Origin of the sequence: Salinilacihabitans rarus (assembly GCF_024296665.1) — an archaeon.
GTDB lineage: Archaea > Halobacteriota > Halobacteria > Halobacteriales > Natrialbaceae > Salinilacihabitans > Salinilacihabitans rarus.
Window position 1 is genome coordinate 600,539 of record NZ_CP100762.1, and the last position, 24,719, is coordinate 625,257.

Sequence of the window (24,719 nt, forward strand, 5' to 3'; positions counted from 1 at the left end):
GTGCAGGATGAAGTCACCTGGGTCCTCGACACCATCAAGACCGGATGGCCGGGCAGCTGGCCAGCAGACGATGACGGCGACCCGCTGCTCTACCGCATCAACCGCGACGAGCCGGAGATCCTCGAGACCGGCGAGCGGACACGATCGCTCGACCTCTCGAAGGCTTCGGCGATCGGCGCCGCACTGGGCTCGCGCTCGCCAACGCCAACCGGGACCGAGTACCGCAACCGCGTCGAGACCGTCGTCAGTGTTCGCTTCGAGGGCCTGACGTCCCGGGGTGGCGAGTGGGGTCATGTCGACTCGGCCGCGGACGTCGAGCAGTTGGTCCGCTACGCCCAGCACGCTCTCTTAGCGCAGCGTTCGTATCCGACGATCAACGACGTCGACCAGGACGCGATCGGTTCCGTCGCCTATCACTCGCTGTTCGTCGAGAACGAGACCGACCAGAGTCACGACCATCGCGACTACTTCCGACGGGACTGGGACGTCCGCTTCGTCGGCTACAGCAATCCAGACTCATGATTCGATACACTACCACTGACGGAGGTACAGTATGACCGGCGCGGGTTCTGCGACCGTGGCGTACGCGCTCGAACAGACCTACGGCGGGTCGCTCGTCGACGAAGACAGCGACGGCACGCCGGAGTGGTACCAGCCGGGCGTCGACGTCACCGTCGGCGACCTCTCGGTCGAGAACGCCCTCGAACGGATCCGCCAGCCGGACGATCCGACGCCGGCTGGCTCTCGCGAGGGCAATTTCGAGGGCGCCGCCTCGGTGTCGTTCACCCTCACGGACGACAACTTCCACGACCTCGTCTTCGCCGACGGCGGCACCGCACTCCCGTCGAGTCCGATGGCGGCGCCCTCGTCGACGTGGTACTTCGGCGTCGATCACGTCGACGGCAACGAGGCGCGAACCCCCACTGGGGCGATCGTCGTCGACGCCACGATCAACTACCAGCAGGGCGCCGACGTCACCGTCGAGCTGACGATGCTCTACGGCGACGAACCGGACGACGTCACCGCGCCGTCGTCGATCACGCAGCCCTCGGACGCCGACGTCTTCACGTGGCACGGCGCCGACCTCACCGTCGACGCCGTCGACCAGACGCTCATGCAGACGGCGTCGCTGTCGCTGTCCGGGCTGGCACGCTTCCGTCGGGGACAGTCCCGGCATCCGTTCGACGCGGTCGTCGGGGCGATCGAGCCGTCGCTCTCGACCGATGCGACGTTCACGGAGAACGCCCAGCTGCAGGCCGCCTACGGTGGCGCGACGACCCCGCAGGACACCATCGGCAAGGTCTCCGGCAGCCTCTCGTTCCAGAACGGCCAGGGCACGACGATCAGCTACGATCTGACGGGCCTGCAGCCGACGTCCTACGGCTGGAACGATCTCGTCAACCCCGACGAGGACCTGTCCGAGGCCGTCGAGTACCACGTCGCCGACGTCGCGGTGGTCTAAATGGCCGAACCCGAGACACGCGAAGTCGTCCTCGAGGAGGAGGCCGACCGCCTCGTCGAGGCGTGCGAGGAGATCGCCGACCGGATGGTCGATCTCGATCCGTCGACGGACCTCTACCAGACACTGCGGGCGCGAGGCAACCGCCTCGACACCCACCGCCGCGGCATCGGGTGGGCGCTCGAGGCGTGGGACGTCGAGACGCTCACGTTCAAGGCGCTCACGTTGGGCGACGAGGCCCGCATCGCCGACGAGTTCGACGGTCGCGGCTCGAAGCCCGGCGCCGAGCGCATCTGGCAGATTGCCCTCGGGACGTACGACGCGCCCTACCTCGAACACGACCCGGAGAACCCGACCGACGCGGCGCTCCAGGAGACGGTCGCGAACGTCGCGACCATCGACGCCCTCGCGTTCGGTCGCTGGGCTGAAAGCCAGATCGACGAGTTGAGTGCGGTGGGAAACTGGAACGACGAGCGGAGTTTCGCGCGCTTCTTAACGGAGAAACAGGCGGAACAGAGCCAGACCGAGGAGTGATGACGGACTACCTGCTCGCGGTCGCGATGCGCAACGGGCACGACCCGCGCGAGGCCCGCGAGTACCCCGTCCGTGACCTCCGCCTGCTCGCGATGCTCGACGCCGCCCGAGGTGGCCTTCGATGAGCGAGTTCGAAACCGAGGCGACCGTCGGCCTGGTCGTTCGCGAACGCGACCTCCGGCGGGTCCGCGAGCAGATCGAGGAGGCCGTCGGCGACGCCGCGGTTCAGCCCGGTGCGGGTGCCGGCGGGCGGCCGCCGGAGATGGCGACCGACGGCGGGGCCAGCGGCCGCCAGCGCCGGCGTGCGCGTCGCTCGTACCGGATGGAGATCCAGCGGACCGACGACCTCGAGGAACTGCTCGAGGTCGCCTACGCGATCGAGGACAAGGTCGGCGGCGATGGCGGGATGCTGTCGGAACTGTTCGGCGGTGGCATCCTCGGTGGGTTGCTCGGTGGCGCCGGCGGCGCTGCCGGCGGTATCGGTGGCGGCCTCGCGACTGGCATCGGCGCCGCCGTGGGGTCGGCCGTCGGGGACGCCGTCGGCGAGGCGCTCTCGGAGGACTTCGCGATCGAGGAACCCGACTGGGTGCCGATCGCCGTCGAGGAGCCGGGCGCGCTCCCGGTCGAGGACCCCGGTCCGTTCGCGGTCGAGCATCCCGATTCGATTCCGCTCGACCATCCGGACGACGTCCCGCTCGATCACCCGGAGGACATCCCGCTGGACGCACCGGAGGCGATCCCGGTCGAAGACGTCGACCCGCTCCCGGTCGAAGAGATCGATCCGATCTCGGTCGACGCTCCTGAGTCGATTCCGGTCGACATGTCGGTCCGCACAGCGACCAACGGCCAACCTGCCGCTGGCGACTCAGCGTCACCTTCAGCGTGGCAGCGCTTTCGAGATGAGAAACTGCGACGCGTTCCCGGTGTCGGTATCCTCGGCGACATCGATGCCGAGACAGAAGACTGGTTCGAGCCGTTCGGGGACATCCCGGGCATCGGGATGGGGTCGCCCGGCTCTGGCGGTGGTTCGCTAGGTGGGCAGCCAAGCGGCCAAGGCAGGGCGGCAGTGCCGACCATCAACGTCACGCAGACGTTCAACACGGAGCTGATCGTCGACGAACTCCGCGGGGTCGCCGACGCGATCTCTCAGCTTGAACGCGAACTGGACTCGGCGTACGACGAACTCGAAAGCGAGATCGACGCTGTCCAGTCGGACGTGGACGATCTCGAACGGCAACTTACGCGGCGGTGATATTTATGAGCGCAGGCAAACAAGGCGCCAGTTATGAACGTCAGCGTGACCACACTCGTTTGGGTTCGCCGCCTGTTACTCGCCGCACTCGCGGTCGTCTTTTTCGGCATCGTGACAGCGTATATCGGCGGCGGTGTCGTTGCCTTCGTGGTGGTCGCAGCGGTCTCGGTCGGGATGTATCTCTTGCTTACCTGGCGGCCGACAGAAGACCCTGCGCCCGATACGCCAGAGTAGCCTCCCGATCCCCGTCGCCGCGCGGTCACTGCGGCCCCGTTTTCCATACCGAGACTCATGCCCGGACTTAGAGACACGGCTGTCCTCGAGATCGACCTCGACGATAGCACGACCGGCGTCTTCGAACTCCAGGAGGACCTCACCGATACGGGGACGGTCCAAAAGCAGTACCTCCTAAGCAACCGCGGGCAGTACCTCCGCGAGGCGTACGACATCGGCGTCGACCTCCTCCCGGACGAGGTCGAGGAGGCCGACCTCGAGGATCGCAAGGGCTACCACGTCGACGGCGGCGCCGGCGGCTACCAGGAACAGTTGAGCTTCAAAGCCGGCGCCGAGGGCGCCCAGTGGGGTGACGGCTCGACCGATCCCACCAACCCCGACGACATCGCGAAGACCGACGCGACGGGCGCCGACCCGGTGGCGATGAAGCAGGTCTTCGAGTGGTACGTCACGCAGAGCCGCAGCGATAGCCGCGGCGGCTGTCGACTCCACATCGGCGAGTGGACCGACGGTTCACACTCGACGGAGGCCGGCGTTTTCGGGCAGCCGCTGCCGGTCGCGATCACCGAGGCGACGGTCACCTACGACCCGGACGACCCGGGCGCGATCGAGGTGACACTCGAACTCGAATGGACGGCCGTCTTCCCGGACGTCGACCTCCAGGGTGCGATCAACGACGGCCTCGACGACCTCGCCGAACTGATCCCGGACTTCTGACCCACTGACCCATGAAGTACCTGTACAACAGCCCGCTCCCCGAGTCGGCAGCAACGGACGAACGCGACCGCCTCGGCCAGCAACTCGCCGAGGCGGGTCTGCTCGACGAGGACAGCGCGATGGTCGAGTCGATCGCCTCGCAGGCAGCCGACCTCACGCTCGAAGGCCAGTACCGCTGGGGCGAGGACGTTTCGACGATGCTCGCGACCGAACTCGACGAACTGTCGGGTGCCTCGACTGGAGCGCTCCCGCTGTACCGCCGCAGCGGCGGCTACCCGAACGCGGGCTACTACGAGATCGCCAGCGCCGACGTCGCGCCGCTGCACGCGAACGACCGAAGCGTCTGGCGATACACCCTCTCGCTGACTCACGCCGGCGCACGTGGCCGGCACTTCCGGGCGATCGAGCCGACCCAGCGCCAACTCGATCACGAGTTCGGGACCGATACGCAGGCGCTCGTCGCCGTGCCCACCACGGCGAGCAAGGTCCGCTGGTTCGATCCGGAGTCAAAGGCCATCGCGCAGGCGACCACCCTCGAGACGCGGGCGGCCGAGCCGCTTGACGTCGACGTCTACGACCTAGCCGACGGTGAGGCCGCGGTCGGCGTCAGCGACCCGTGGCTCATCTACGACGTCAGCTACGCCGACGACGTCCGCACCGGCGTGCGCGCCTACGACACGCGCGGGAACGCGGAGAAGTTCATGACGACGGGCGACGGCAGTCAGGGCCCGCGCCAGTGGCAGACGATCCACTCCACCGGCCACGACATCACCAACGAGATCGTCCTCGATAACGGCCTGCTGCGGCTACGTCCGGACGAGACCGCGGGGACGATGAGCGCCGAGATGTGGGACGATACGAACGGCGTCTGGTCGGACACGGGCCTCGCGGGCACCCAGCCGGCGACGGTCACGCTGCTCGATGTCGACCTGACGGCGGTCTCGATGGTGCGCGACGTCGTCCAGTTGCTGTTCGACGTCGACGGCTCGCTGTTCGCGTTGAACGCGATCGTCGCGAAGGGCTACGACGAGGTGCTGTTCTCGATCCCGGAGAACGAGACGGGGCCGATCCCGACCGATCTGGAGACGTGGCTGTCGTCGATCGCCAGTTCGTCGATTACGGATCCGAACGCGGCGAAGACGCTCGTCCCCCGCTCGGAGGTGCGGCGGTAGATGGCGGAGTTCTCCAAAACGTACGATACGTCAGGCGAGTACACGCTCGATCTCCACCCGAACGCGACGAACATCTGGGTTCAACTCAACGGCGCGGGCGGTGGTGGTGGCGGCCATGATAGCGGTGGTGACGGTGGGTACGCCGAAGGATACCTCCCCGACAGCCTCGCCGCCGGTCAAACTCTCACGATCCGAGTCGGCGAGGGGGGTAAAGCGGAATCAAAGAGCAGTACGTTCAACGGTGGCGCTGGCGCTGGCTCTGCGGATGGACAGTCGGCCAGACGAAGTGCTTCAGGCGGCGGGGCGAGTGACATCCGCATCGGCGGAACGACGCTCGACGATCGTGTCGCGGTCGCGGGTGGCGGCGGCGGTGCCGGTAATGCGGCGGAGTCTGCTGATACAGGGGGTGGCGGTGACGGCGGCGGACTTGAGGGCAATGCCGGCGGCGACCATTTCGGCTCCACTGGCGGTGGTCAGGGTGGTACCCAGACTTCGGGCGGCGCTGGAGAGCCCGGCGCGGACGACGGGGTGTTCGGAGCGGGTGGTGCTGGCGAGGACGTGGTGTATCCGGATTACAGCGGCGCTGGCGGTGGCGGCGGCTGGTACGGCGGCGGCGGGGGTCACGGAGCTACGACGACCGGCGGCGGCGGTGGCGGGTCGGCGTACATCGACGACCTCACCAGCGCGACGACGACGACCGGCGCTGGGTCGGCGGGCGGATCGGTGGACGCGGACGGCACGGACGGGAGTATCACGATCGAGTGGGACATCGAGGTCACGGCACCGAGCGACCTCTCCGTCGACGCGACACGCGACACCGAGGTCGACCTCTCGTGGACCGAGCCCGACCCCGACGTCGACGGCCACGAGATCTACCGCTCGATGTCGTCACCCGTCGATCCCGCGACCGATACGCTCGTCGCCGACCTCCCGCAGGGGACCGTCTCCTACACCGACACGGGGATCAACAACGGGACGACGTACCACTATCTCATCGTCTCGTACGTCGAGATCGACGGCAGTCGCTCGACCGACCAGTCAAACGAAGCCAGCGGGACGACGACCCTCCCGGACGTCGACGGCTTCGTCCTCGATGGGAGCGTCCAGGGCGAACTCCTCGCCGAAGAGTTCGACGCCGGGCTCAACACCGGCCAGTACCGCATCCGGTGGAAGCGGTCGGTCAACAGCACGTACGACGCGGCGAACGAGGCGACGGTCCCGTTCGACGCCGATCCACTCGAGTACGTCATCACCAACGTTCTCGACGGGGAGAAGTACGACGTCGGCATCCGCTCGGAGACTGCCGACGTCACCGGCGCATGGCACACGGCCGCCGAGATCACAGCACTCATCCCCGCCTCGGGCCTCCAGGGGACGTCAATCGGGCAGCATTCGGTGACGCTCGGCTGGACGGTCGAATCCAATTTCGACGGCAGCCAACAGATCTGGCGGCGGCGCGAAGACGGCAAGCGCGACCGCGTCTACGACGACCCCGAGGACGGCGAGTTGATCGCGACGCTCGATACGGTGACCGAGAGCTATACCGACGACTCCGACGGGCTCTACCCGGACCGCGAGTTCACCTACACGGTCCGCGCGGTCACCCAGTACGTCTACGCCGATACGAGTCTCACGCTCACCACCGCGTCGGCGGGCCTCGCGCAGTCGGCGGCGCCACCGCGGGGCTGGCACGTCGAACTCGACCATCCCTCGGGCCAGACGCTCACCCCCCGCATCCTCGACGGCGCCCGGCTTGAACCGCGGGTGAACGACCTCCCGCGAGCCCGCATCCCGATCCCGCGCGACGACGCCTACGCGCTCCAGTCGTACGAGGGCGCGCCGATGCGGGTCTACCGGGATGGGGAGCGCCAGCCGATCGACGAACTCCGCGACGTCGTCATCGAGCCCGGGCGGGCCGAACTCGTCGGCGTCGGCGGGACGCAACTCGAACGCCGGATCCAGCGCGACGTCGACCAGGAGGCCGCCCACACGCTCGCCGACGACCTTATCACGACCGAGACGTCATACGCGGCGGTCGTCGACGCCCCCGCCGTCGACGAGGTGGTCGACGAACCGCTCCAGAGTGCCTCGACAGGGACGGAGTTCGCAGAGGTCTTCTCGCCCAAGGCGACGACGCCGGTCGTCTTCCGCGACGGCGGCTTCGAGAACGCGCAGACCAGTTTCCTCCGCGACACCCAGTTCTATCTGTCCGGGAACGCGGGGTACATCTCGGATCCGATCTACTCGATGGGCGAGACGTACACCTTCAGTGCCAGCGGCGACGGGCTCGAATCGACCTCGTTCTCCGTCGAGTACACGATCCCGGCGAGCGAGGTCGGGATCGCGGCGCGCGTCAGCGCCGACGGCTCAAGCCCGGCGTATTTTCGCGTCCACGTCGTCGACGACTCTGACGGTACATCGTTGGGCAAGGCCACGTTCGAAGACATCGGCTACGGCAGCAGCCCCGGCTGGTTCGGTGATTCGACGCAGTTCGACGACGTCGACTACACTGGGTGGGACGGCGGCGACATCCCACCGGGCGAGTACCGACTCGAAGTCGAGTGTTACTGGGATGGCGATCTGATCTACTTCGACGCCGCCTCGCTCCACGATATGCGATACTACGACAGCACTGACTTCGACGAGAACGGGGAACTGACCGACGGCAAGGCACTCGACAAGCCGGTAGACTACAAGCCGGTGACGGTCGAGTCGGACGATGCCCAGACGGTCTACTCGGTCACGACGGGGTATCTCGACACCACGTGGACCGATACGTCGGGCGCGCAGGCGATCGCGCTCTCGAACGACAACGGCCGGTCGTGGACCGAGGTGACGAACGCGACGTCCGTCTCGACGGACTTCGACGCCCTCGGCGCCAGTCTCCGGGCGCGCGTGACGTTCGACGGCTACGAACCGGACGGCGTCCGGAGTCAGTCACCCCGGTATGGCTATGCGCCCCAGCGCGTCGAGAGCTACGAGTTGTCGTTCGACGGCGACGACACGCCGCTGGTCGTCAACGCGAGCTGGGATACCGACCTGCTGGACGTCCTGGTCGAGATCGCCGAGCAGTCCGACTCGCTGTTCGAAGTGCGGTATAGCGACGCCAACGGCACCGAGATCCACTGGGCGCAGGCCGGCCAGCGCTCGAGCACCGAGGCACCCTCGCTCGCAAACTACTCGGTGACGAAACGGGGCGATCGCACCTTACGGGCGACCGTTCTCGGTGGGGGCCGCTCGGAGACCGAGACGATCACCGCCGACCTGGGGACGTCGATCGAACTCGAGCACACGAACCTCATCTCGGGGACTGAGACCGTCCGAGATGCCGACAGCGGCGAGAGGTTCGAATACCTTCAAGACTACACGATCCAGAACACGACCGGGACGATCACGTTCCTCGCCGACGGGAGCATCACCGACGGGCAGGAGATCGAGATTTCGTACAACTACAAGGTCTCCGGCACCTACGAGGCCGACGCCTACGACGGCGACCCGCGCTACGATCGGACGGCCACGATCTCCGGGATCACGACCGAACGCGGCTGCGAACTTGCGGCGAAACTAATCGTCGACACAGCGGCCGACCCCCGCTGGGAGGCAGACGTCGAGATTCCGGCGAGCGCGGCCCTCGACGGCCTCCTGGAGGCGCTCGATCTCGAGGGGGTCCCGGGCGAGGCGATGAGCGTCTACGACCTGACGGTCTCACCGGAACGCCTCTCGCTGCGGCTGGGCTCGCGGGAGCGCGTCCGGGAGACGATCGAGCAGATCCGCTCGACGGTCGAGACGGCGAGCGAGCGGGTCTGATCAATCGTAACAAAGCGCTACAATTGCGAACAGTACGGCGATAGGCGAATTGGTCTACTGATTCAACCTACCAAGGCTTTCTGCTTAGTGAGACGGGCGGTCGCCTAAACCGCCTTCTGGACATTGACGGGTTCCAATTCCGTTCTGGGTTTCTCCCTGCTGCGACCTACCGACGCGGCCGGTAGATACACCGCCAATCGCCCGTTTCAATCCCGTTCTGGGTTTTCTGACTCCTGCGACACAGCCACAGTCACGGCGGCATCAGCTACGATTAGTTTCAATCCCGTGCTGGGTTTTCTGACTCCTGCGACTCCGCGATAAGTTCGTTGTCGGGGCCGGGAACAGCTAGTTTCAATCCCGTGCTGGGTTTTCTGACTCCTGCGACAGCCGGTCGACGAGCGGACGAACGCCTATCGACCGACCGACGCCGGCCGGTTTCAATCCCGTGCTGGGTTTTCTGACTCCTGCGACATGGACTCGCTGACCCGTTCGCGAGCACTGGAGGCTGTTTCAATCCCGTGCTGGGTTTTCTGACTCCTGCGACGGTCACCTCCGAACGGCAGGTCGAACCCCCAGATGAGTTTCAATCCCGTGCTGGGTTTTCTGACTCCTGCGACCGCCTCGGCGTCGCTCTCGTCTTTCACGAGGCCGGCGTTTCAATCCCGTGCTGGGTTTTCTGACTCCTGCGACATCGTCGGGACGTCGTTGGTGGCGACGGTCTGGCGTTTCAATCCCGTGCTGGGTTTTCTGACTCCTGCGACAATCAGTGACCACGATCGTCTCGGTCAACTCCGACAGGTTTCAATCCCGTGCTGGGTTTTCTGACTCCTGCGACCTCGCGGATGACTTCCGCGAGCATCCCGACAAGATCGTTTCAATCCCGTGCTGGGTTTTCTGACTCCTGCGACTTCGGCGGACGTGGGCGACCGACTGTTACTATAGTCTGTTTCAATCCCGTGCTGGGTTTTCTGACTCCTGCGACGGACTCACACGGGCGCTCCTCGCCGTTTTGGTGTGGGTTTCAATCCCGTGCTGGGTTTTCTGACTCCTGCGACGAGTGGGGCCACGACGAGACCGAGTTACTCGACCGGTTTCAATCCCGTGCTGGGTTTTCTGACTCCTGCGACACGAGGATGTTAACCGAGTCGCATTCGACCTCGAACTGTTTCAATCCCGTGCTGGGTTTTCTGACTCCTGCGACTTCGACACTGAGCAGCGCGACGATGACGGCAACTTCGTTTCAATCCCGTGCTGGGTTTTCTGACTCCTGCGACCGCGATTGTCGTCGCCGCTCTGATTATAGGAGAGTTGTTTCAATCCCGTGCTGGGTTTTCTGACTCCTGCGACACACGCGGCTCCCGGCGGTCGACGAGCCGGACGAGCTGTTTCAATCCCGTGCTGGGTTTTCTGACTCCTGCGACTACATCGGTTGCATTGATCCCGGTGAATCTTAATGGTGTTTCAATCCCGTGCTGGGTTTTCTGACTCCTGCGACAATCGTGCCGGACAGTGACGAACCGTTTGTTGACGAGTTTCAATCCCGTGCTGGGTTTTCTGACTCCTGCGACTGGGGGTCGAAATACGTCTATGCAAACTATAAACGTCTATCATCACATCATTTTCGGCTAGCAGTTCGTGGACCGGGGCTGTACACAGGGTTCAAAAAGGTTGACGAAGAGTTATTCTCGAGTAACCTCCGAGAGCAACCACCCCGTCGGTGTTACCTCGACGTACTTTGCTCGCCCACTGTTTTGAGTCGTGACCAGACCGTCGTCCTCGAGGACGGCGACGTGCCGGGCAATCGTACTCGAGTCGTGATCAGTTTTACTGGTGAGTTCAGAGATCGATAGCTGTTGATCAGCCATCGCGAGCGCCCGTAACGTCGGACGTGCATGCTCAGGAATTGTTGCGGTAAGGTGGGGAAGCTCAATCTCCGCCACCTGTTGGTCGATATCGGTGTACTGGAACGCCTGTTCGATACGGTGAGCATACATCGTGGCAGCCATCGAGAGCGGAAGGAACACCTCGCGTGCTCCACCGCCGAAATTGACGATCACCGAACCGTCGGCGTCGTCAATGATCGCACCACACTGTTGCACCGCGTCGGGAACGTCGCTCGTATCGATGCGCTCAACTGCAACCTTCACGCCCGGCGTGATCTTCTGGAGCGTCTCTCGCACATGATCGACCGCAGCCATTGCACGATCGTCTTCACGCTCCGTTTCGGGCCGCAACAGTCGAACGACGTCGCCGTCCTCAAGTCCGTTACGCAACACTGGTCGCGTAACCCGCGTCTCGTCAAACCCCAGCGTCGACACGTACGTCCGCATTGCTGAATTCGTCGTGGAGAGCGACTAAAGGTGTACCGACAGGTCGACGGTCAGCGACTCGGTCCGTCGGTGTCCCTCACTTCGTCGCGGTGCAACTGACCGGTACTAGTCTCATCGCTGTACAAGAAATATCTAATCTCCGATATCTTTATCACCTCCCGGTCGGTAGAGAGTGCCGTGTCATCGCAGCACGCCCGACCGCAAACAGCACTCCGGCGCGTCGACTTGACGCTTCGAGCCGAGTCGACGTTTCCAGTGCCATACTCCGACGGCTACTCGGTGTATGGTGCCTTGCTCGATGCCCTCGATTCGGTTGACGCCGACGTGAGCCAGCGCGTCCACGACGCGCCTCTGGGGAGTGTCCACAGCAGTGGGCTACTCGGTCCATTCGGGAACAGCAACCGTCCCTATCACAAGTCTGTCCGGAACGGTGAGCAATACCGGCTCTCGCTCGGCATCGTCGACCCGTCGGATGTCGAAATCTTCCAGGCGCTTGTCAACGCCGTCGTCCTCGAGGGTAACTCGCTCGAACTTTCCCACGGGTTGCTCCACGTCGAGACCTTCGAAAGCGAGAACGAGACCCACGAGGAGATCCTTGGACGTGCATCACGCGTGGACGATCCGACGCTCGAAATGCGGTTCCAGACGCCGACCTGCATCGAGGAAGCCGGCGACGTGACGACGATGTTCCCGCATCGGATTCCAGTGTTTACCTCGCTACTCGGAAAGTGGAACCGGACCGCACCCGAGGAACTCGAGTTGGATCTCTCACAGGAGGAGATTGCCGGAAACGTGCTTGAGAAACCCGATCCTGATCGCTACGACACCCACTCGGTACTGGTGAGTCGCGGTGAAACCGACGATAGGGAGACCCGAAGCATCATGAAGCAAGGGTTCACCGGCCTGTGTGAGTACGAGTTCAAGGACGCGAGTGAGGCGGTAGAGAACGCCGTAACGACGCTTGCGCTGTTCGGGAAGTACTCAGGTGTTGGAAGTGCCGTCGCGCGAGGGTGTGGAGACGTGGAGGTGACTATCTCCGATGACTGACGACCGCTCGGACGAGGACGTCCTCGATTCAATCCTCGGAAATCTCCGTCCACAGTCGGGCGGCGGGACCGAAGTCGAGCGATCGGTGGAGGAGACGGTGCTGGAAGACTTCCGGACATCCGTCGATCCTAGAATCGTCGACACTGGGTGGGGATTCGAGGCTGCGAAGAGTGTTGAGTTGGGGAAAACGGACCAGTCATTACTCAACCATGTCAGGAACGGTGTATTCGTACTCGCACAGTTGAATGAGGCCGCCCGATCGCTCGGCGGATACACACTTGACGAAGCAGATCTGCGAGCTACGATCGCATTGTTCACGATCCACGATATCCACAAGCTCAATTCCGAGCGTGACGTGGACCCCGAATCCCGGTTCGACATTTCGGCTAAGGAAGTGCAACAGTACGTCGAAGCGTTTGGACTCGACGACTTTGCGCCGGAATTGACTACCAAGGATTTCCGATCATGTGCGATCGACCACCATGACGACTGGACGGCCAACTACGACCAGACGACGCGCCGGTTCGACGATCTGCGTCCGTTCGTACGAGTTGCGGACGCATTTGCATCGTGTGACACACCCGAAGCAGCAACGACTAAATCTGTCCAGACAGCGATCAACCGCGCCTATCTCAAATCGGAATTTGAACTCCGCTGCCACGTCATCGATGACGTGAAAGGGGTCTTGACGAATCTCCTGAACGCGGCGGTCTCCGAACGCTTGGGCGCGTTCGACTATCAGCCGGTGGCGATCTATCAGGACGGATGCGTCTACCTCGCGCCAGAAGATGTGAATCGGCCAGAGGTAGATCAAACACTGGTCGATGAAATTTTAGAGCAACTTCAAGAAAATACACAGAAATCACATTCCGCATTCGCGTCTGCAAGCGAACTTAGGTCGAATCTGTCTACCCGATATGCGAAGGATTTCTACGGGATCAATGATCAAGATTTCTTCTACGCTGGTGCAGAAACCGTGCTTGCTGCGGTAGCTCAAAAATCTGTTTCGGACGCAAATCCAGATGAAGAGCCCACCGAAAACATGGTAGAGACGATGGAGAGTCTTGAGGAATATATCCCACTAAATATTGAACGCACGCGTAGGCCAGTCGGAATAGCAAGATTCGTATATACCGTACGGCGTGCGTTCGTCGATCCACTGATTGAAGATAATGCAGATTCTCAACTGAAAGAAACATGTAAGATATTATCCATCTCTGATGAAGTTCTTGAGGGGTTGCTGAAAGCATCTGAAGAGGATGATAATGATAAGTCAGACTTCTCTTTGACTGCCGGAGGAAGATGGGACTATGCTTACGGAATTGGACAAGCTCTGCTCAACGAAGATTTGACCGATCCAGTTAAATTGAAAGAACGAGCCAATTCAGGTCTCAGTCGGCGTGCTGAAAATTGGGCCGAGATCGTCGAAGACTTCCATGCCGGAAATCTACGCGAAGAACTCGCAGCGTACCTATCTGACGTGGTATCTATCGATGGATGTCCAATCGCTGTAGGCAGCGAGACCCTCAGTGACCCATTCGAGGAATATCATAATACCCGGCGGGGGAAAACGTGTGTGCTTTGCAACCGTGGTACAACGAGTACGCGAAAGGCCGATATCGAGACCCCTAAGTCACTAACAACACTCAAAGCGGGGTATTCCAATCATGTGCCAGTGGATGCCGGCAAACCCGACAATCTGCTCACTTGTATTCCATGTCAGATAGAACTCTCGTTACGGGAAACCGGTGCATCTCAAAGAGAAGAGGGTCGACTCTTTGTTCACCTGATCCCTGATTACTTCTACACACCGCTATCGTGGCGTAGCTACAGCGACGTCATGAGCGAATTTACTGGGGAGAGCCAAATCGAACTCGGACGGCTGGCGGAAGCAATACTGTGGCTGACGGACGACCCTGAGGCGGCGAACGTTGAGGGATTCGAGAACGCGCTCTTCGATGAGGAAAGCGGTCGTCCGATGGTTGAAACGCTCGATCAGGGATTTAATCCGGGAACGCAGTACGGTGCTCGCACTCTCGGGTACTACAAACCGCAAGACAACGAGGCGGAATTCCAGTTCTTCGGTGTGTATGTTGCCCTTGCTGTCGCAGCATACGCCGGTCTTCGAGTATATGTCTCGGAGTCTCCGATCCCCGACATCAGGGGTCGAGACTTCCAGACGTACGCTCGCGTTGGGGCCGGGTTTACACAGGTCCATGATTTCTACAGCACAGAAATACCACTGTCGCGAGTTGAATCCCGATTGCGAGCTGCGTCAGCACTTGTCAAATTAGGGTATGGAGCGATGGATAGTAACAATAAAAAGCGAAACGACGCGCTGTTCGCGAAGTTCCTCCGGGTAACGCGGAATCAGCTGCTCCCCGGATCACACCTGCTCAAGCGCATCGCGCAGGCCGATGATGGCAGTGACGCTCGCTATCTGCTGGAGGAAGCACGGGTGCTCGATCAGGAAACTGGTATAGATTCGACAACTAACACCACCAAAATACACGACAAATGAAAGAGACAAGCGATACAATTGCAGAACTCGCAGCGCGTTCGTTCGACGTGATACGGCCCGCGCCGGGAAACGACAAACCGTACGCGATCGAACGTGTATTCCGCGAGAGCGTCAAGGCAGTCAAAGAGTTCGGACCGCTTGAAATTTCCCGACAGGACGCGATCGATGCAGTTGCCGGTCGAGTCGGGAAAGTTCCCGAACGAAGTGAACAGGTCTATCGCGTCCCATACGAAGACAGTGATGTCGGTGGCGCTTACAATGAGCGCGTCGAACGATATGCCGAATTCTTCGTCGATGAGGTCCTAATCGGGATGTTCGACGGCAAGCCGTCGCGGTTGAAGCGCCGGGCGAACAATCTCGCAGACGGGTTCTACGCGGCGACGCTCCGGCTGCAGCGCGAACAGTTCGAAAACGACTCCGCAAATACCGACAACTAATGATCGACCAAGACACCTATCCCGAACTTGAACCTGGTACTGTTCCCGCAGACGAGATGACGCTCCGTCCTCGGAGCAATTTCGTTAATCTACTCGTCCTTCGTGAACTCGAGAGTCATGCAGTTTTCACGACCAATGGAGAGGACGCTGACATCGCAACTGTTCCCCTCGGTACCACTAATGGACCTCAGGACTACGCTCCCGGTCTCATGTTCATGCGAAAACAGACCGGGAGCGACCGACGCTTCGGGAAAGCCCTACAGCGCGACCTCGACCTCTTCGATGATGACGAAGACGAGTGTACGATGCAAGTTAACGAGATGTGTCAAGACTGCATTGAGTGCATCCTCTATGGAAGCGCCGCGAGTAACAATGAAGGGAACGACATTTCGATCACTTCGCGGGTCATGTACGACACGGCCTACTCATTACGCGACGCGAGCGTCGTAATTGACGAGAAGTTCCAGAATGCGCCCGGTGACGATTTCGCCAAATCCGCGGAGGCAACGATCCGGGAACCCGACTTCTTCGAGCCCGGAACGATGTTTCCCAGCGTCGTGACGCTTCGAGACGCGACTCCAGCAGAGGTCGCGTTCGTACTCGGAATTACTGCCAAGAACAAACGCTATGGAGCGACAACGTCCCGACTCGGACGAGTCAATAACCGAATTCTCGGCATGTATGTTGGGAGCGAAGAAGGGCCAGCGAACCTAGAGTTGACGCGAGAAGCGATCTCGCGGTTGCGAGACGATGAACGGACCGATTACGATTCGGTTACTGACGTGGTGATGGCCGAAACACTCGATCCGTCACGCACCGCAGATCACGTTCAGGCCGCGTTTGAGGGCGCTATCGACGCCGATGGCTTAGACCTAGAACGAGTGTCCGATGGAACGGTCGCCGAGATTCTCGATAAGGCGACGAGCGAGGAGCTCGGCGACTTGCTGGCAGAGCAGCGAGAACACTCGAGGACATTCCTCGATCAGGCGGAGTAAAGGCATGAAGGTTCTCGAAGCGATTCTTCGGACGCGCGGGGAAGTCACGTTCACCTCGCGAGAGGTCGGACGACTGGCCGATACGGAGCCGTACATCCTCAACACGGCTCTCTACTACGCGCTGGGTCTCGCGAGTGGTCGCTACGTGGATACCTCATACGAACCGACTTATATCGAGGACACTGCGGATATCACCGACATCTACGTCTCGCCTGCTGCGCCAACCGACGAAGCCGCACCGAACTACGTGACGACCACCTACAATGCGACGCGCGACGAATACGCGGAGGTGAACTACTCGGCTCAAGATGACCCGAACGCCAAACAGAACCTGCCTTCATATGGGCGACGACGGTCACTCGCTCACGGGACGCCGCTCCGGTTTTTCATCATCCCGCGCGGACGATCGGTAGCCGACCTCGAACGACGGTTGCCGAGCTACGTCAGGCTGGGCAAAAAACGAGGGAAAGCCAGACTCGATGTCAAACGACGCCCTTCAACCCGACAAACCGGAAAGTTTAGACTGAATCATCCGATCGGCGCGTACGATCATCCCGATCCTCCAGAGGGTAATGTCATTACGAAGGCGATGAAGCCCACGCCACTCGTGATGCAGGGCGATTACACCGGCGAGTACATCAGCATCGACCGGGGCGAGAACGACCCTATTCACTTTCCTGCCGGACTCATCTTCCTCGCGACCAAACGATGACAACGCTCAATCTCGCCGGCGTTGCACTCCGAACGTACGATCATCCCTATCCGTTCGACGTCGCTCCCTTCGCCCACCAGCGGGAAATGTTGTGGTTATTTCAAGAACGCGATCGATTTGTCGCGGTAAACGATAGTCCAACTGGTGGTGGAAAAACATCGTCGTGGCTGGCCCCAGTCCTCGACGAACAACTCGACACAATCGCGATCTACCCCACCAACGCGCTCATTGCAGATCAGCAAGATGCCATCCAACGTGCAGTCGACGATGCAGTAAATCACGACGTTGCCGTGTTGAGAGTGACCGCGGACAGGCTAGCTGAAAGGAGTGACCAGTTCGCTCCTAATTCGCATGGAGGAGTCCTTGACGACTGGCTTCAACAGGAGGGACGCTACAACGATCAGCGTATCCTGTTGACGAACCCAGACCTTCTCGTGATGATGCGTCGCAACCTCTATCGAAGAGGATCACGTGAATACAAGGACTTCGAAGCCGCGATCGTCGATGAATTTCATCGAGCCGGTCGCAAGGAGCAGAACACTCTTCGCTTTCTGCTTGACGAGATGCAAGCGGAAGACGAGGAGATCGTCGCGCTCCGGAAGGTGGCGTTTCTTAGTGCGACACCTGACGAACGCCAAGAACGACTTTTCGAACACGCGATGGAGGCACCGTACGTGCGGATCACCAAAGAAAATTGTTGTGAACTGGCATCGTTCACCGATCCACCCGGCGACGATTGGTACGGAGTAATGCCACCTATCGAACTCAATGTCCGAACGGCGCCAACCTTCGGCACGGGTGAGACACTCAAAAGCGATGAGGAGGAGACGCTGTCGTTCTGTCGCAGGGGCAGAACGGTCATCATGCTCGACGGTATTCACGAGGTCGAAGCCGTCCACAGGTGGCTCCAGAACACGCTTGACGGCCGCGTTGAACGGATTGACGGCTTCGACAGGGGCGACAAGCGCGAAAAACTCAATCAGTTCGACGTTTTGGTCAGCAATTCGGCCGTTGAGGTCGGTATTGACTTCGATGTTGACCGAATTCTCTTCGCCGGTCATGACAAGGATAGCTTTCTCCAGCGACTCGGACGGTTGCGCTCGGAGACCTGTTTACGGAAAGCCCGGTGTTACGTGCCAGCAGGGATTGCCGATATGTTGTCGAACCACGACAGCGAGACACTTACCCGACAGGAACTTGATGAGTTGCTGGACGACGCATACCCCGAACCACGTCGTCCCGAGACATTCGACGCACGATACTCAGCGGCAGAGGCGTTCGAACACCTCAATGATCGGCTACGAAACGCTCCGCCAGACGAAGTGCAAGAGATCAAGCGATCGACACTTGACCGTATCAAACGGCACTTTGGCATCGGATCGGAAACGGAGTTTTCGCTCCGAGATATGGAGGCGTTCACCGGTGCCCTCAACTGGCGAGTACTGACGAAACTACAGTGGTACCGAGGAGATAGCATTCAGTCACTCGTCTACGACCGGACGAGAGAGTACGTCACCGTCTACGACCTGTTTTACCTCCTTAGGTACGGCAACGTAGAATTCGTCGACCGCGGAACGTTCGAGCGGATCATTCCAGATAGACACAGAGACAGTATCGACCGTAGCCATCGATATGTCGACGGGTTCTGTATCTACGACGGGACGATCCAGACCAACGACGAAGGTTACGGTCGCAACGTGTATTTTACGGGTGGCACGCTGAACGCGTGGCTGGACCAGACCTCGAATACAGGACGGAAACCACAGACAAAATCTGGGTTGCGAATCGACGTCGATCCGAATGGGACTGGATCGCGCGTTCCTTCAATCACGAAGGTCAACGAACGACTTCGCAAACGAGGTGAGCGAGTTGACGACGAAGAAGAAGGATTACTGTGTTATGCTGTTAGTGGCTCTCCTAGTCGCGTGAAACGACAGTACGGCCTCGACGACTTTTTCTTCCTTTATCCGATTCAGGTACAGAACAAAGCTGTGCATAGTCTCGCTATCGGAACTGATGCTCTCTACCTTCATTGTCACGTTCTCGAACAAAAGAACCGGCTGACGGATGATACCGGATCTATTAACTCCATATGATAGGATCGGGATTCAGGGATGAACTCGTGCACGTTAGTGCGTTACAGGAGTTCGTTTATTGTTCACGACGATATTACTATCATCGATATCACGATCAGATCGGTTCGCCGTTTGAGCTCGTTGACGGGCGATCGAAACACGCTACCCAGTCACGCCGTGGCGGTTGGACCACGGAACGGTACTTCCGATCGGAAGAGCTCGGATTGCATGGAAAGATTGACCTCGTCGAGAGTGATCATGGTTCGCTTACCCCTGTCGAGCGGAAACGGGCCGAGAGTGGGGATTACTATCTGAGTGATGAGGTTCAGTTGGCTGGATACTGTATGTTGCTTGAGTCTGCGATCGATGAGCAAGTCAATGTCGGATATATTTATCTCTACTCGACAGACGAACGACACGCGATCCGAATTTCGGACAACCATCGACAAACCGTGGAAGAAACCGTCTCCCGCATCAACTCGATGACTGTCAGTTCGATCCCACCATTCACGGATAATCCGAGTAAATGCGACGGCTGTTCTGCACGCGAATACTGCCTACCGGCTGAAACCGCCCGAATGGAACATGATAAAGTCCGTGGCACAGGCTGGGAGGACCAGCAATGAAAGAATCAGAAGCGATCTTCGAGGATTCGGTCATCTTCGTGACCAAACAAGGTACCCAAGTCCGGATCGACGGGGGGCAGGTCGTGATCTGGAACGTCGACGCCGAGGAAGATGAAGACCGAAAATTAGCTGGATATCCGATCGAGCAGCTAGATACAATCAACGTCTTCGGCGGGGTCAACTTCTCGACGCCGTTCGTCGCGAAGGCAAACGAACACGGGATCGTCCTCAACTACTTCACCGAGAACGGGAAGTACCGAGGAAGCTTTGTTCCTGAGAAGAACACAATCGCGGAGGTCCGTCGAGCACAGTACGCCCTCTCGAGGGATGATGAGATCGCTATCGCTCGACAGATGATTCAGGCGAAGGTTCGCAACGCACGAACGCTGCTCTCCCGGAAGGGCGTGTACGGAACGGATGTCCTCAAGGACCTTGGTGTCCGGGTGGAGGACGCGACGACGAAAGACGACATCCGTGGCGTGGAGGGTGAAGCTGCAGAGCGATACTTCCAGCGACTCGACGAGACGCTCATCGACGGCTGGACGTTCGAAAAACGGACAAAACGACCACCGGAAGATCACATCAACTCGTTGTTATCACTGACCTACGTCTTCATGAAAAACGAGGTACTGGCTGCACTTCGACAATATAATCTTGATCCGTTTCTCGGTGTGTTACACGCTGATCGCCACGGCCGCCCATCACTCGCATTGGACCTCCAGGAGGAGTTTCGACCGATCTTCTGCGATGCCTTCGTCACGCGGCTAGTCAACCGAGGGACGATTACCCACGACGACTTCCGGAAGGACAACCGACTCAACGGCGACGCGTTCAAGACCTACTGCGCGAAGTTCGACGAGTTCATGAAAGAAGAACTGACCCACCCACACTTTGAGTACACCGTCACGCGACGTAAGGCAATTCGCCAGCAAGCAATTCTCTTGCGAAAGACAATCACTAGCGAGCTCGACAAGTATCACTCATTTTCGTTTGTACGATAACCATGCGTCTCGTGATCGCATACGACGTCAGCGACGATACAAATCGCCGCCGTGTGTATCGGACGCTACAACGATACGGTGCTTGGCAACAGTACAGTGTCTTCGAACTCGAGATAGACAGTGCCCAACGCGTCGAGCTGGTAGACGAACTTGAGTCATACATCAATTCTAGCGACGGAGACCGAATTCGGATCTATCGACTCTGTAGTGCCTGCCAAGACGCGACGACGGATATCGGGAGTGAGCCACCCGACGAACAGTCGAACGTAATCTGACGGTCTCTCTTCGTGAACCTTTATTAACTCACTGTACAGCCCCAGTCGACGAATGCAGGTGAGGATTTCAGACCACAAGAAACGTTTTTGATTCCTCTGGTTGTATCTCGACCCCCTGTCGCAGAGACCAGAAAACCCAGCACGGGATTGAAACAATTATCTGCTTGCAGGTACGCCCATTCGCGCCAATCGTCGCAGAGACCAGAAAACCCAGCACGGGATTGAAACCCTACTGGATCAGCTATACGATGCCCTCGCGCGAGGACGTCGCAGAGACCAGAAAACCCAGCACGGGATTGAAACTCTCAATCTCGAACGCGCCCGCCGGCGTGACGAAGTCGCAGAGACCAGAAAACCCAGCACGGGATTGAAACTGCGTGGCATACCAGCGGAGCACTTCGGGCCACGTCGCAGAGACCAGAAAACCCAGCACGGGATTGAAACAGCTCCACATCCAACCCGGAGACCTTGAGGGCGACGTCGCAGAGACCAGAAAACCCAGCACGGGATTGAAACAATTGTGAGAGAGGTCGCGGAGTATGGAGGGTGGATGTCGCAGAGACCAGAAAACCCAGCACGGGATTGAAACATGAGTTCCGGTGTCAGAACAACGAGTGTTGGGTGGGTCGCAGAGACCAGAAAACCCAGCACGGGATTGAAACTCGTTGTTACTCATTCTGACCTCCGTCCGTACGGAGTCGCAGAGACCAGAAAACCCAGCACGGGATTGAAACACAAGACCTCGTCCGTCGCGGCCACCGCGACCGTGTCGTCGCAGAGACCAGAAAACCCAGCACGGGATTGAAACAGAGCCGCGAGTTTCCACGGCGCGAGTATCCACAACCCGTCGCAGAGACCAGAAAACCCAGCACGGGATTGAAACGTCGGCGAAGTCGTCGGGGATGTTGAACGAGGTCTGGTGTCGCAGAGACCAGAAAACCCAGCACGGGATTGAAACCGGGTATGCTGTGGGGAGCACACGGTGACCCACCTGGTCGCAGAGACCAGAAAACCCAGCACGGGATTGAAACAAAGCGTCGGAACCGATACGCTCACGGCAAACGGCAGTCGCAGAGACCAGAAAACCCAGCACGGGATTGAAACTCTACGCGATCGACATCAAGCAGGTGGACGCCGACGGTCGCAGAGACCAGAAAACCCAGCACGGGATTGAAACGAGAGTGGCGCGTAACGGCGGTCTACGACCGATACGTCGCAGAGACCAGAAAACCCAGCACGGGATTGAAACTTCCTGGGTGCGCGAGATCGACCAGAGTTCGCGTTGTCGCAGAGACCAGAAAACCCAGCACGGGATTGAAACAAGAAGACGACCACCCCCGGGATCGAGCAACTGTCGCAGAGACCAGAAAACCCAGCACGGGATTGAAACACGACGTCGACGACCGACACGCCGGTTAACGTCTCGTCGCAGAGACCAGAAAACCCAGCACGGGATTGAAACGACGATGGCGCAGAGATGGCTGCACGGTCCCTCGTGGTGTCGCAGAGACCAGAAAACCCAGCACGGGATTGAAACTTAGCTACTCCGCTGGCAACCGAGGGCCGGGCAGGGAGTCGCAGAGACCAGAAAACCCAGCACGGGATTGAAACCCGACTACGTGGCCGGCATGGACTTCGCGGCCGAGAGGTCGCAGAGACCAGAAAACCCAGCACGGGATTGAAACACCAAAACGTCGGAATCGAACTCGGGGAGAGGGATGTCGCAGAGACCAGAAAACCCAGCACGGGATTGAAACCGTTTCTCACGATCGGACACAAGTAACGATCCGTCGGTCGCAGAGACCAGAAAACCCAGCACGGGATTGAAACAGGGTCGTCGTCCGCTGAATCGTCTCCTCGGCAAGCGGTCGCAGAGACCAGAAAACCCAGCACGGGATTGAAACATATCCTCCTCGGGCTGGTGCTGTGGGTCCGCGCCGTCGCAGAGACCAGAAAACCCAGCACGGGATTGAAACTCGCAGGAGTAGAGGCCGCCGTCGGCGTCGATGCAGTCGCAGAGACCAGAAAACCCAGCACGGGATTGAAACTACCATCGTTCCTGTGATACACAGATCAATAGAGTCGCAGAGACCAGAAAACCCAGCACGGGATTGAAACGGATTACGTCGAGACGAACGCTCCCGTGCCGGAGGTCGCAGAGACCAGAAAACCCAGCACGGGATTGAAACCGAGCCACGGGCCGGCGAGCGCGTCGCCCGCCGTCGGTCGCAGAGACCAGAAAACCCAGCACGGGATTGAAACAAAAACGCGCGCGCGTCGTCGAACCAGCTCGGGTCGTCGCAGAGACCAGAAAACCCAGCACGGGATTGAAACAAAACGCTCCGGGGCCGATCCGATTTTAAAGATGTCGCAGAGACCAGAAAACCCAGCACGGGATTGAAACCTTCTGAATGTGATCGTGAAGACCGTCCATCGTCCGAAGTCGCAGAGACCAGAAAACCCAGCACGGGATTGAAACAATAAACGATAGTTCGAAATCCTACCGCGATGGTCGATTGTCGCAGAGACCAGAAAACCCAGCACGGGATTGAAACAGGGGACGCGGCGGACGTACGTCGAGGGCGACGAGAGTCGCAGAGACCAGAAAACCCAGCACGGGATTGAAACATACATCGAACGGCGAAAGTCTCGGCGCGAGCGATCGTCGCAGAGACCAGAAAACCCAGCACGGGATTGAAACCCGAGATCGTCGTTGTCTACCTCGCGTGGTGCGGGGGTCGCAGAGACCAGAAAACCCAGCACGGGATTGAAACGTAGCGAGCGGTAACCTGTTAATCCCGGCGCCCGGCGGTCGCAGAGACCAGAAAACCCAGCACGGGATTGAAACATACCGCAACCGATCTTACATCGTCAGAGTGGCCGTGTCGCAGAGACCAGAAAACCCAGCACGGGATTGAAACAGGACGAGCAGCTCGCCCGTGTCGGCGACGACGTCCGTCGCAGAGACCAGAAAACCCAGCACGGGATTGAAACCTCGTTCCAGGCCTCTTCGAGGAGGTCGCTCACATTGTCGCAGAGACCAGAAAACCCAGCACGGGATTGAAACCATCGAGAAGGTCGCGATGGAGTCGGCCTTCGAGAGTCGCAGGAGACCGAAAACCCGAGAAGAGATGAAACAGGGTCCGTTGAAACAATCTTTCGAGGACCGAATCGACCACTACACGTCCTTTCAAACGGATTTTTTGTAACTTAGAATAATCATCCCTTCACAGATCGACTCAATCTATTACTCGCTTAACCGCTCTCACTTACCTATATTGTGTTCTTCTGCGATCGCGACGGCCAGCCACCGCGCCCGCCGCGCAAGATCGGGATCGACGTCCTCGTAGTCGTCGGCGAGACGCTGCAGTGCGACGATCACGAGCCAGTCCTCCAGCGGTGAGGTCTCGACGTGCATCGCCGGCGTTGGCCGCGGCTTCGGATATAAACCTGAAATCAATAAGGCAAGTGAGGTTGGTGGATTCGGTGTTCAGTTATAAGGAGGGTCAGAGAACAGTCCGACCA

Annotated in this window: 20 protein-coding genes and 2 CRISPR repeat arrays; of the genes, 18 read left to right on the plus strand and 2 right to left on the minus strand. The window is 59.9% G+C overall.

Annotated elements, in window-relative coordinates:
- From NKG98_RS03225 to NKG98_RS03260, 9 genes are read left to right on the plus strand one after another with little or no spacing between them, the layout of a single operon-like run.
- Positions 1–522 carry a hypothetical protein gene (locus NKG98_RS03225; protein ID WP_254768232.1) on the plus strand — a complete coding sequence of 174 codons (522 nt, stop codon included), beginning with the start codon at positions 1–3 and terminating at the stop codon, positions 520–522.
- A gap of 31 nt (positions 523–553) precedes the next feature.
- Positions 554–1,462 carry a phage tail tube protein gene (locus NKG98_RS03230; protein WP_254768233.1) on the plus strand — a complete coding sequence of 303 codons (909 nt, stop codon included), beginning with the start codon at positions 554–556 and terminating at the stop codon, positions 1,460–1,462.
- Complete coding sequence (locus tag NKG98_RS03235; protein ID WP_254768234.1) at positions 1,463–1,993, plus strand: hypothetical protein; 531 nt, start codon at positions 1,463–1,465, stop codon at positions 1,991–1,993.
- The gene (locus tag NKG98_RS18980) at positions 1,993–2,118 is read left to right on the plus strand and encodes a hypothetical protein (protein WP_256558458.1); all 126 of its coding nucleotides are present in this window, start codon (positions 1,993–1,995) and stop codon (positions 2,116–2,118) included. Before NKG98_RS03235 ends, NKG98_RS18980 begins: the two co-directional genes overlap by 1 nt.
- The gene (locus NKG98_RS03240) at positions 2,115–3,245 is read left to right on the plus strand and encodes a hypothetical protein (RefSeq protein ID WP_254768235.1); all 1,131 of its coding nucleotides are present in this window, start codon (positions 2,115–2,117) and stop codon (positions 3,243–3,245) included. The genes NKG98_RS18980 and NKG98_RS03240 overlap by 4 nt, the downstream gene beginning before the upstream one ends.
- 33 nt (positions 3,246–3,278) lie before the next feature.
- Positions 3,279–3,479, plus strand: coding sequence for a hypothetical protein (locus NKG98_RS03245; protein WP_254768236.1), 201 nt, complete (start codon positions 3,279–3,281; stop codon positions 3,477–3,479).
- A 57-nt stretch (positions 3,480–3,536) separates the two neighbouring features.
- Positions 3,537–4,196: a hypothetical protein gene (locus NKG98_RS03250; RefSeq protein WP_254768237.1), complete on the plus strand. Its 660-nt coding sequence runs from the start codon at positions 3,537–3,539 to the stop codon at positions 4,194–4,196.
- 11 nt (positions 4,197–4,207) lie between these two features.
- Positions 4,208–5,368, plus strand: a complete 1,161-nt coding sequence (locus NKG98_RS03255; protein ID WP_254768238.1) for a hypothetical protein — start codon at positions 4,208–4,210, stop codon at positions 5,366–5,368.
- Positions 5,369–9,175, plus strand: a complete 3,807-nt coding sequence (locus NKG98_RS03260) for a glycine-rich protein (RefSeq protein ID WP_254768239.1) — start codon at positions 5,369–5,371, stop codon at positions 9,173–9,175.
- 203 nt (positions 9,176–9,378) lie between these two features.
- Positions 9,379–10,743: direct repeats of the CRISPR family, unit length 37 nt; unit sequence GTTTCAATCCCGTGCTGGGTTTTCTGACTCCTGCGAC.
- 111 nt (positions 10,744–10,854) lie between these two features.
- Here the strand turns inward: NKG98_RS03260 and csa3 are convergent.
- Positions 10,855–11,505: a CRISPR-associated CARF protein Csa3 gene (gene csa3 / locus NKG98_RS03265; RefSeq protein WP_254768240.1), complete on the minus strand. Its 651-nt coding sequence runs from the start codon at positions 11,503–11,505 to the stop codon at positions 10,855–10,857.
- A gap of 177 nt (positions 11,506–11,682) precedes the next feature.
- Between csa3 and cas6 the strand changes: the two genes are divergently transcribed.
- The 9 genes from cas6 to cas2 are packed head-to-tail and all read left to right on the plus strand — an operon-like array spanning position 11,683 to position 21,194.
- Positions 11,683–12,552: a CRISPR system precrRNA processing endoribonuclease RAMP protein Cas6 gene (cas6, locus tag NKG98_RS03270; RefSeq protein ID WP_254768241.1), complete on the plus strand. Its 870-nt coding sequence runs from the start codon at positions 11,683–11,685 to the stop codon at positions 12,550–12,552.
- A complete protein-coding gene (cas10d, locus tag NKG98_RS03275; protein ID WP_254768242.1) occupies positions 12,545–15,073 on the plus strand; it encodes a type I-D CRISPR-associated protein Cas10d/Csc3 in 2,529 nt (842 codons plus the stop codon). Before cas6 ends, cas10d (NKG98_RS03275) begins: the two co-directional genes overlap by 8 nt.
- Positions 15,070–15,510 carry a type I-D CRISPR-associated protein Cas10d/Csc3 gene (gene cas10d / locus NKG98_RS03280; RefSeq protein ID WP_254768243.1) on the plus strand — a complete coding sequence of 147 codons (441 nt, stop codon included), beginning with the start codon at positions 15,070–15,072 and terminating at the stop codon, positions 15,508–15,510. The genes cas10d (NKG98_RS03275) and cas10d (NKG98_RS03280) overlap by 4 nt, the downstream gene beginning before the upstream one ends.
- Positions 15,510–16,505: a type I-D CRISPR-associated protein Cas7/Csc2 gene (gene cas7d / locus NKG98_RS03285; protein WP_254768244.1), complete on the plus strand. Its 996-nt coding sequence runs from the start codon at positions 15,510–15,512 to the stop codon at positions 16,503–16,505. Before cas10d (NKG98_RS03280) ends, cas7d begins: the two co-directional genes overlap by 1 nt.
- Before the next feature lie 4 nt (positions 16,506–16,509).
- On the plus strand, positions 16,510–17,217 hold the full coding sequence (gene cas5d / locus NKG98_RS03290; protein ID WP_254768245.1) for a type I-D CRISPR-associated protein Cas5/Csc1: 708 nt from the start codon (positions 16,510–16,512) through the stop codon (positions 17,215–17,217).
- Entirely contained in the window at positions 17,214–19,313 is a 2,100-nt protein-coding gene (gene cas3, locus NKG98_RS03295) for a type I-D CRISPR-associated helicase Cas3' (protein WP_254768246.1), read from the plus strand. The genes cas5d and cas3 overlap by 4 nt, the downstream gene beginning before the upstream one ends.
- Entirely contained in the window at positions 19,310–19,918 is a 609-nt protein-coding gene (gene cas4 / locus NKG98_RS03300) for a CRISPR-associated protein Cas4 (RefSeq protein WP_254768247.1), read from the plus strand. Before cas3 ends, cas4 begins: the two co-directional genes overlap by 4 nt.
- A complete protein-coding gene (gene cas1 / locus NKG98_RS03305) occupies positions 19,915–20,919 on the plus strand; it encodes a CRISPR-associated endonuclease Cas1 (RefSeq protein WP_254768248.1) in 1,005 nt (334 codons plus the stop codon). Before cas4 ends, cas1 begins: the two co-directional genes overlap by 4 nt.
- A gap of 2 nt (positions 20,920–20,921) precedes the next feature.
- On the plus strand, positions 20,922–21,194 hold the full coding sequence (gene cas2 / locus NKG98_RS03310; RefSeq protein ID WP_254768249.1) for a CRISPR-associated endonuclease Cas2: 273 nt from the start codon (positions 20,922–20,924) through the stop codon (positions 21,192–21,194).
- Between the two features lie 117 nt (positions 21,195–21,311).
- Positions 21,312–24,261: direct repeats of the CRISPR family, unit length 37 nt; unit sequence GTCGCAGAGACCAGAAAACCCAGCACGGGATTGAAAC.
- A 198-nt stretch (positions 24,262–24,459) separates the two neighbouring features.
- Here the strand turns inward: cas2 and NKG98_RS03315 are convergent.
- Positions 24,460–24,612, minus strand: a complete 153-nt coding sequence (locus tag NKG98_RS03315; RefSeq protein WP_254768250.1) for a hypothetical protein — start codon at positions 24,610–24,612, stop codon at positions 24,460–24,462.
- Positions 24,613–24,719 lie beyond the last annotated feature (107 nt).

Coding starts and splice junctions, on each gene's coding strand:
- cas10d (WP_254768243.1), top strand. CDS start 15,070: ATGAAAGAGACAAGCGATACAATTGCAGAACTCGCAGCGCGTTCGTTC.
- NKG98_RS03230 (WP_254768233.1), top strand. CDS start 554: ATGACCGGCGCGGGTTCTGCGACCGTGGCGTACGCGCTCGAACAGACC.
- cas4 (WP_254768247.1), top strand. CDS start 19,310: ATGATAGGATCGGGATTCAGGGATGAACTCGTGCACGTTAGTGCGTTA.
- NKG98_RS03235 (WP_254768234.1), top strand. CDS start 1,463: ATGGCCGAACCCGAGACACGCGAAGTCGTCCTCGAGGAGGAGGCCGAC.
- cas1 (WP_254768248.1), top strand. CDS start 19,915: ATGAAAGAATCAGAAGCGATCTTCGAGGATTCGGTCATCTTCGTGACC.
- cas5d (WP_254768245.1), top strand. CDS start 16,510: ATGAAGGTTCTCGAAGCGATTCTTCGGACGCGCGGGGAAGTCACGTTC.
- NKG98_RS03255 (WP_254768238.1), top strand. CDS start 4,208: ATGAAGTACCTGTACAACAGCCCGCTCCCCGAGTCGGCAGCAACGGAC.
- NKG98_RS03240 (WP_254768235.1), top strand. CDS start 2,115: ATGAGCGAGTTCGAAACCGAGGCGACCGTCGGCCTGGTCGTTCGCGAA.
- csa3 (WP_254768240.1), bottom strand. CDS start 11,505: ATGCGGACGTACGTGTCGACGCTGGGGTTTGACGAGACGCGGGTTACG.
- cas7d (WP_254768244.1), top strand. CDS start 15,510: ATGATCGACCAAGACACCTATCCCGAACTTGAACCTGGTACTGTTCCC.
- NKG98_RS03250 (WP_254768237.1), top strand. CDS start 3,537: ATGCCCGGACTTAGAGACACGGCTGTCCTCGAGATCGACCTCGACGAT.
- cas2 (WP_254768249.1), top strand. CDS start 20,922: ATGCGTCTCGTGATCGCATACGACGTCAGCGACGATACAAATCGCCGC.
- NKG98_RS03315 (WP_254768250.1), bottom strand. CDS start 24,612: ATGCACGTCGAGACCTCACCGCTGGAGGACTGGCTCGTGATCGTCGCA.
- NKG98_RS03260 (WP_254768239.1), top strand. CDS start 5,369: ATGGCGGAGTTCTCCAAAACGTACGATACGTCAGGCGAGTACACGCTC.
- NKG98_RS03245 (WP_254768236.1), top strand. CDS start 3,279: ATGAACGTCAGCGTGACCACACTCGTTTGGGTTCGCCGCCTGTTACTC.
- cas3 (WP_254768246.1), top strand. CDS start 17,214: ATGACAACGCTCAATCTCGCCGGCGTTGCACTCCGAACGTACGATCAT.
- cas10d (WP_254768242.1), top strand. CDS start 12,545: ATGACTGACGACCGCTCGGACGAGGACGTCCTCGATTCAATCCTCGGA.
- NKG98_RS18980 (WP_256558458.1), top strand. CDS start 1,993: ATGACGGACTACCTGCTCGCGGTCGCGATGCGCAACGGGCACGACCCG.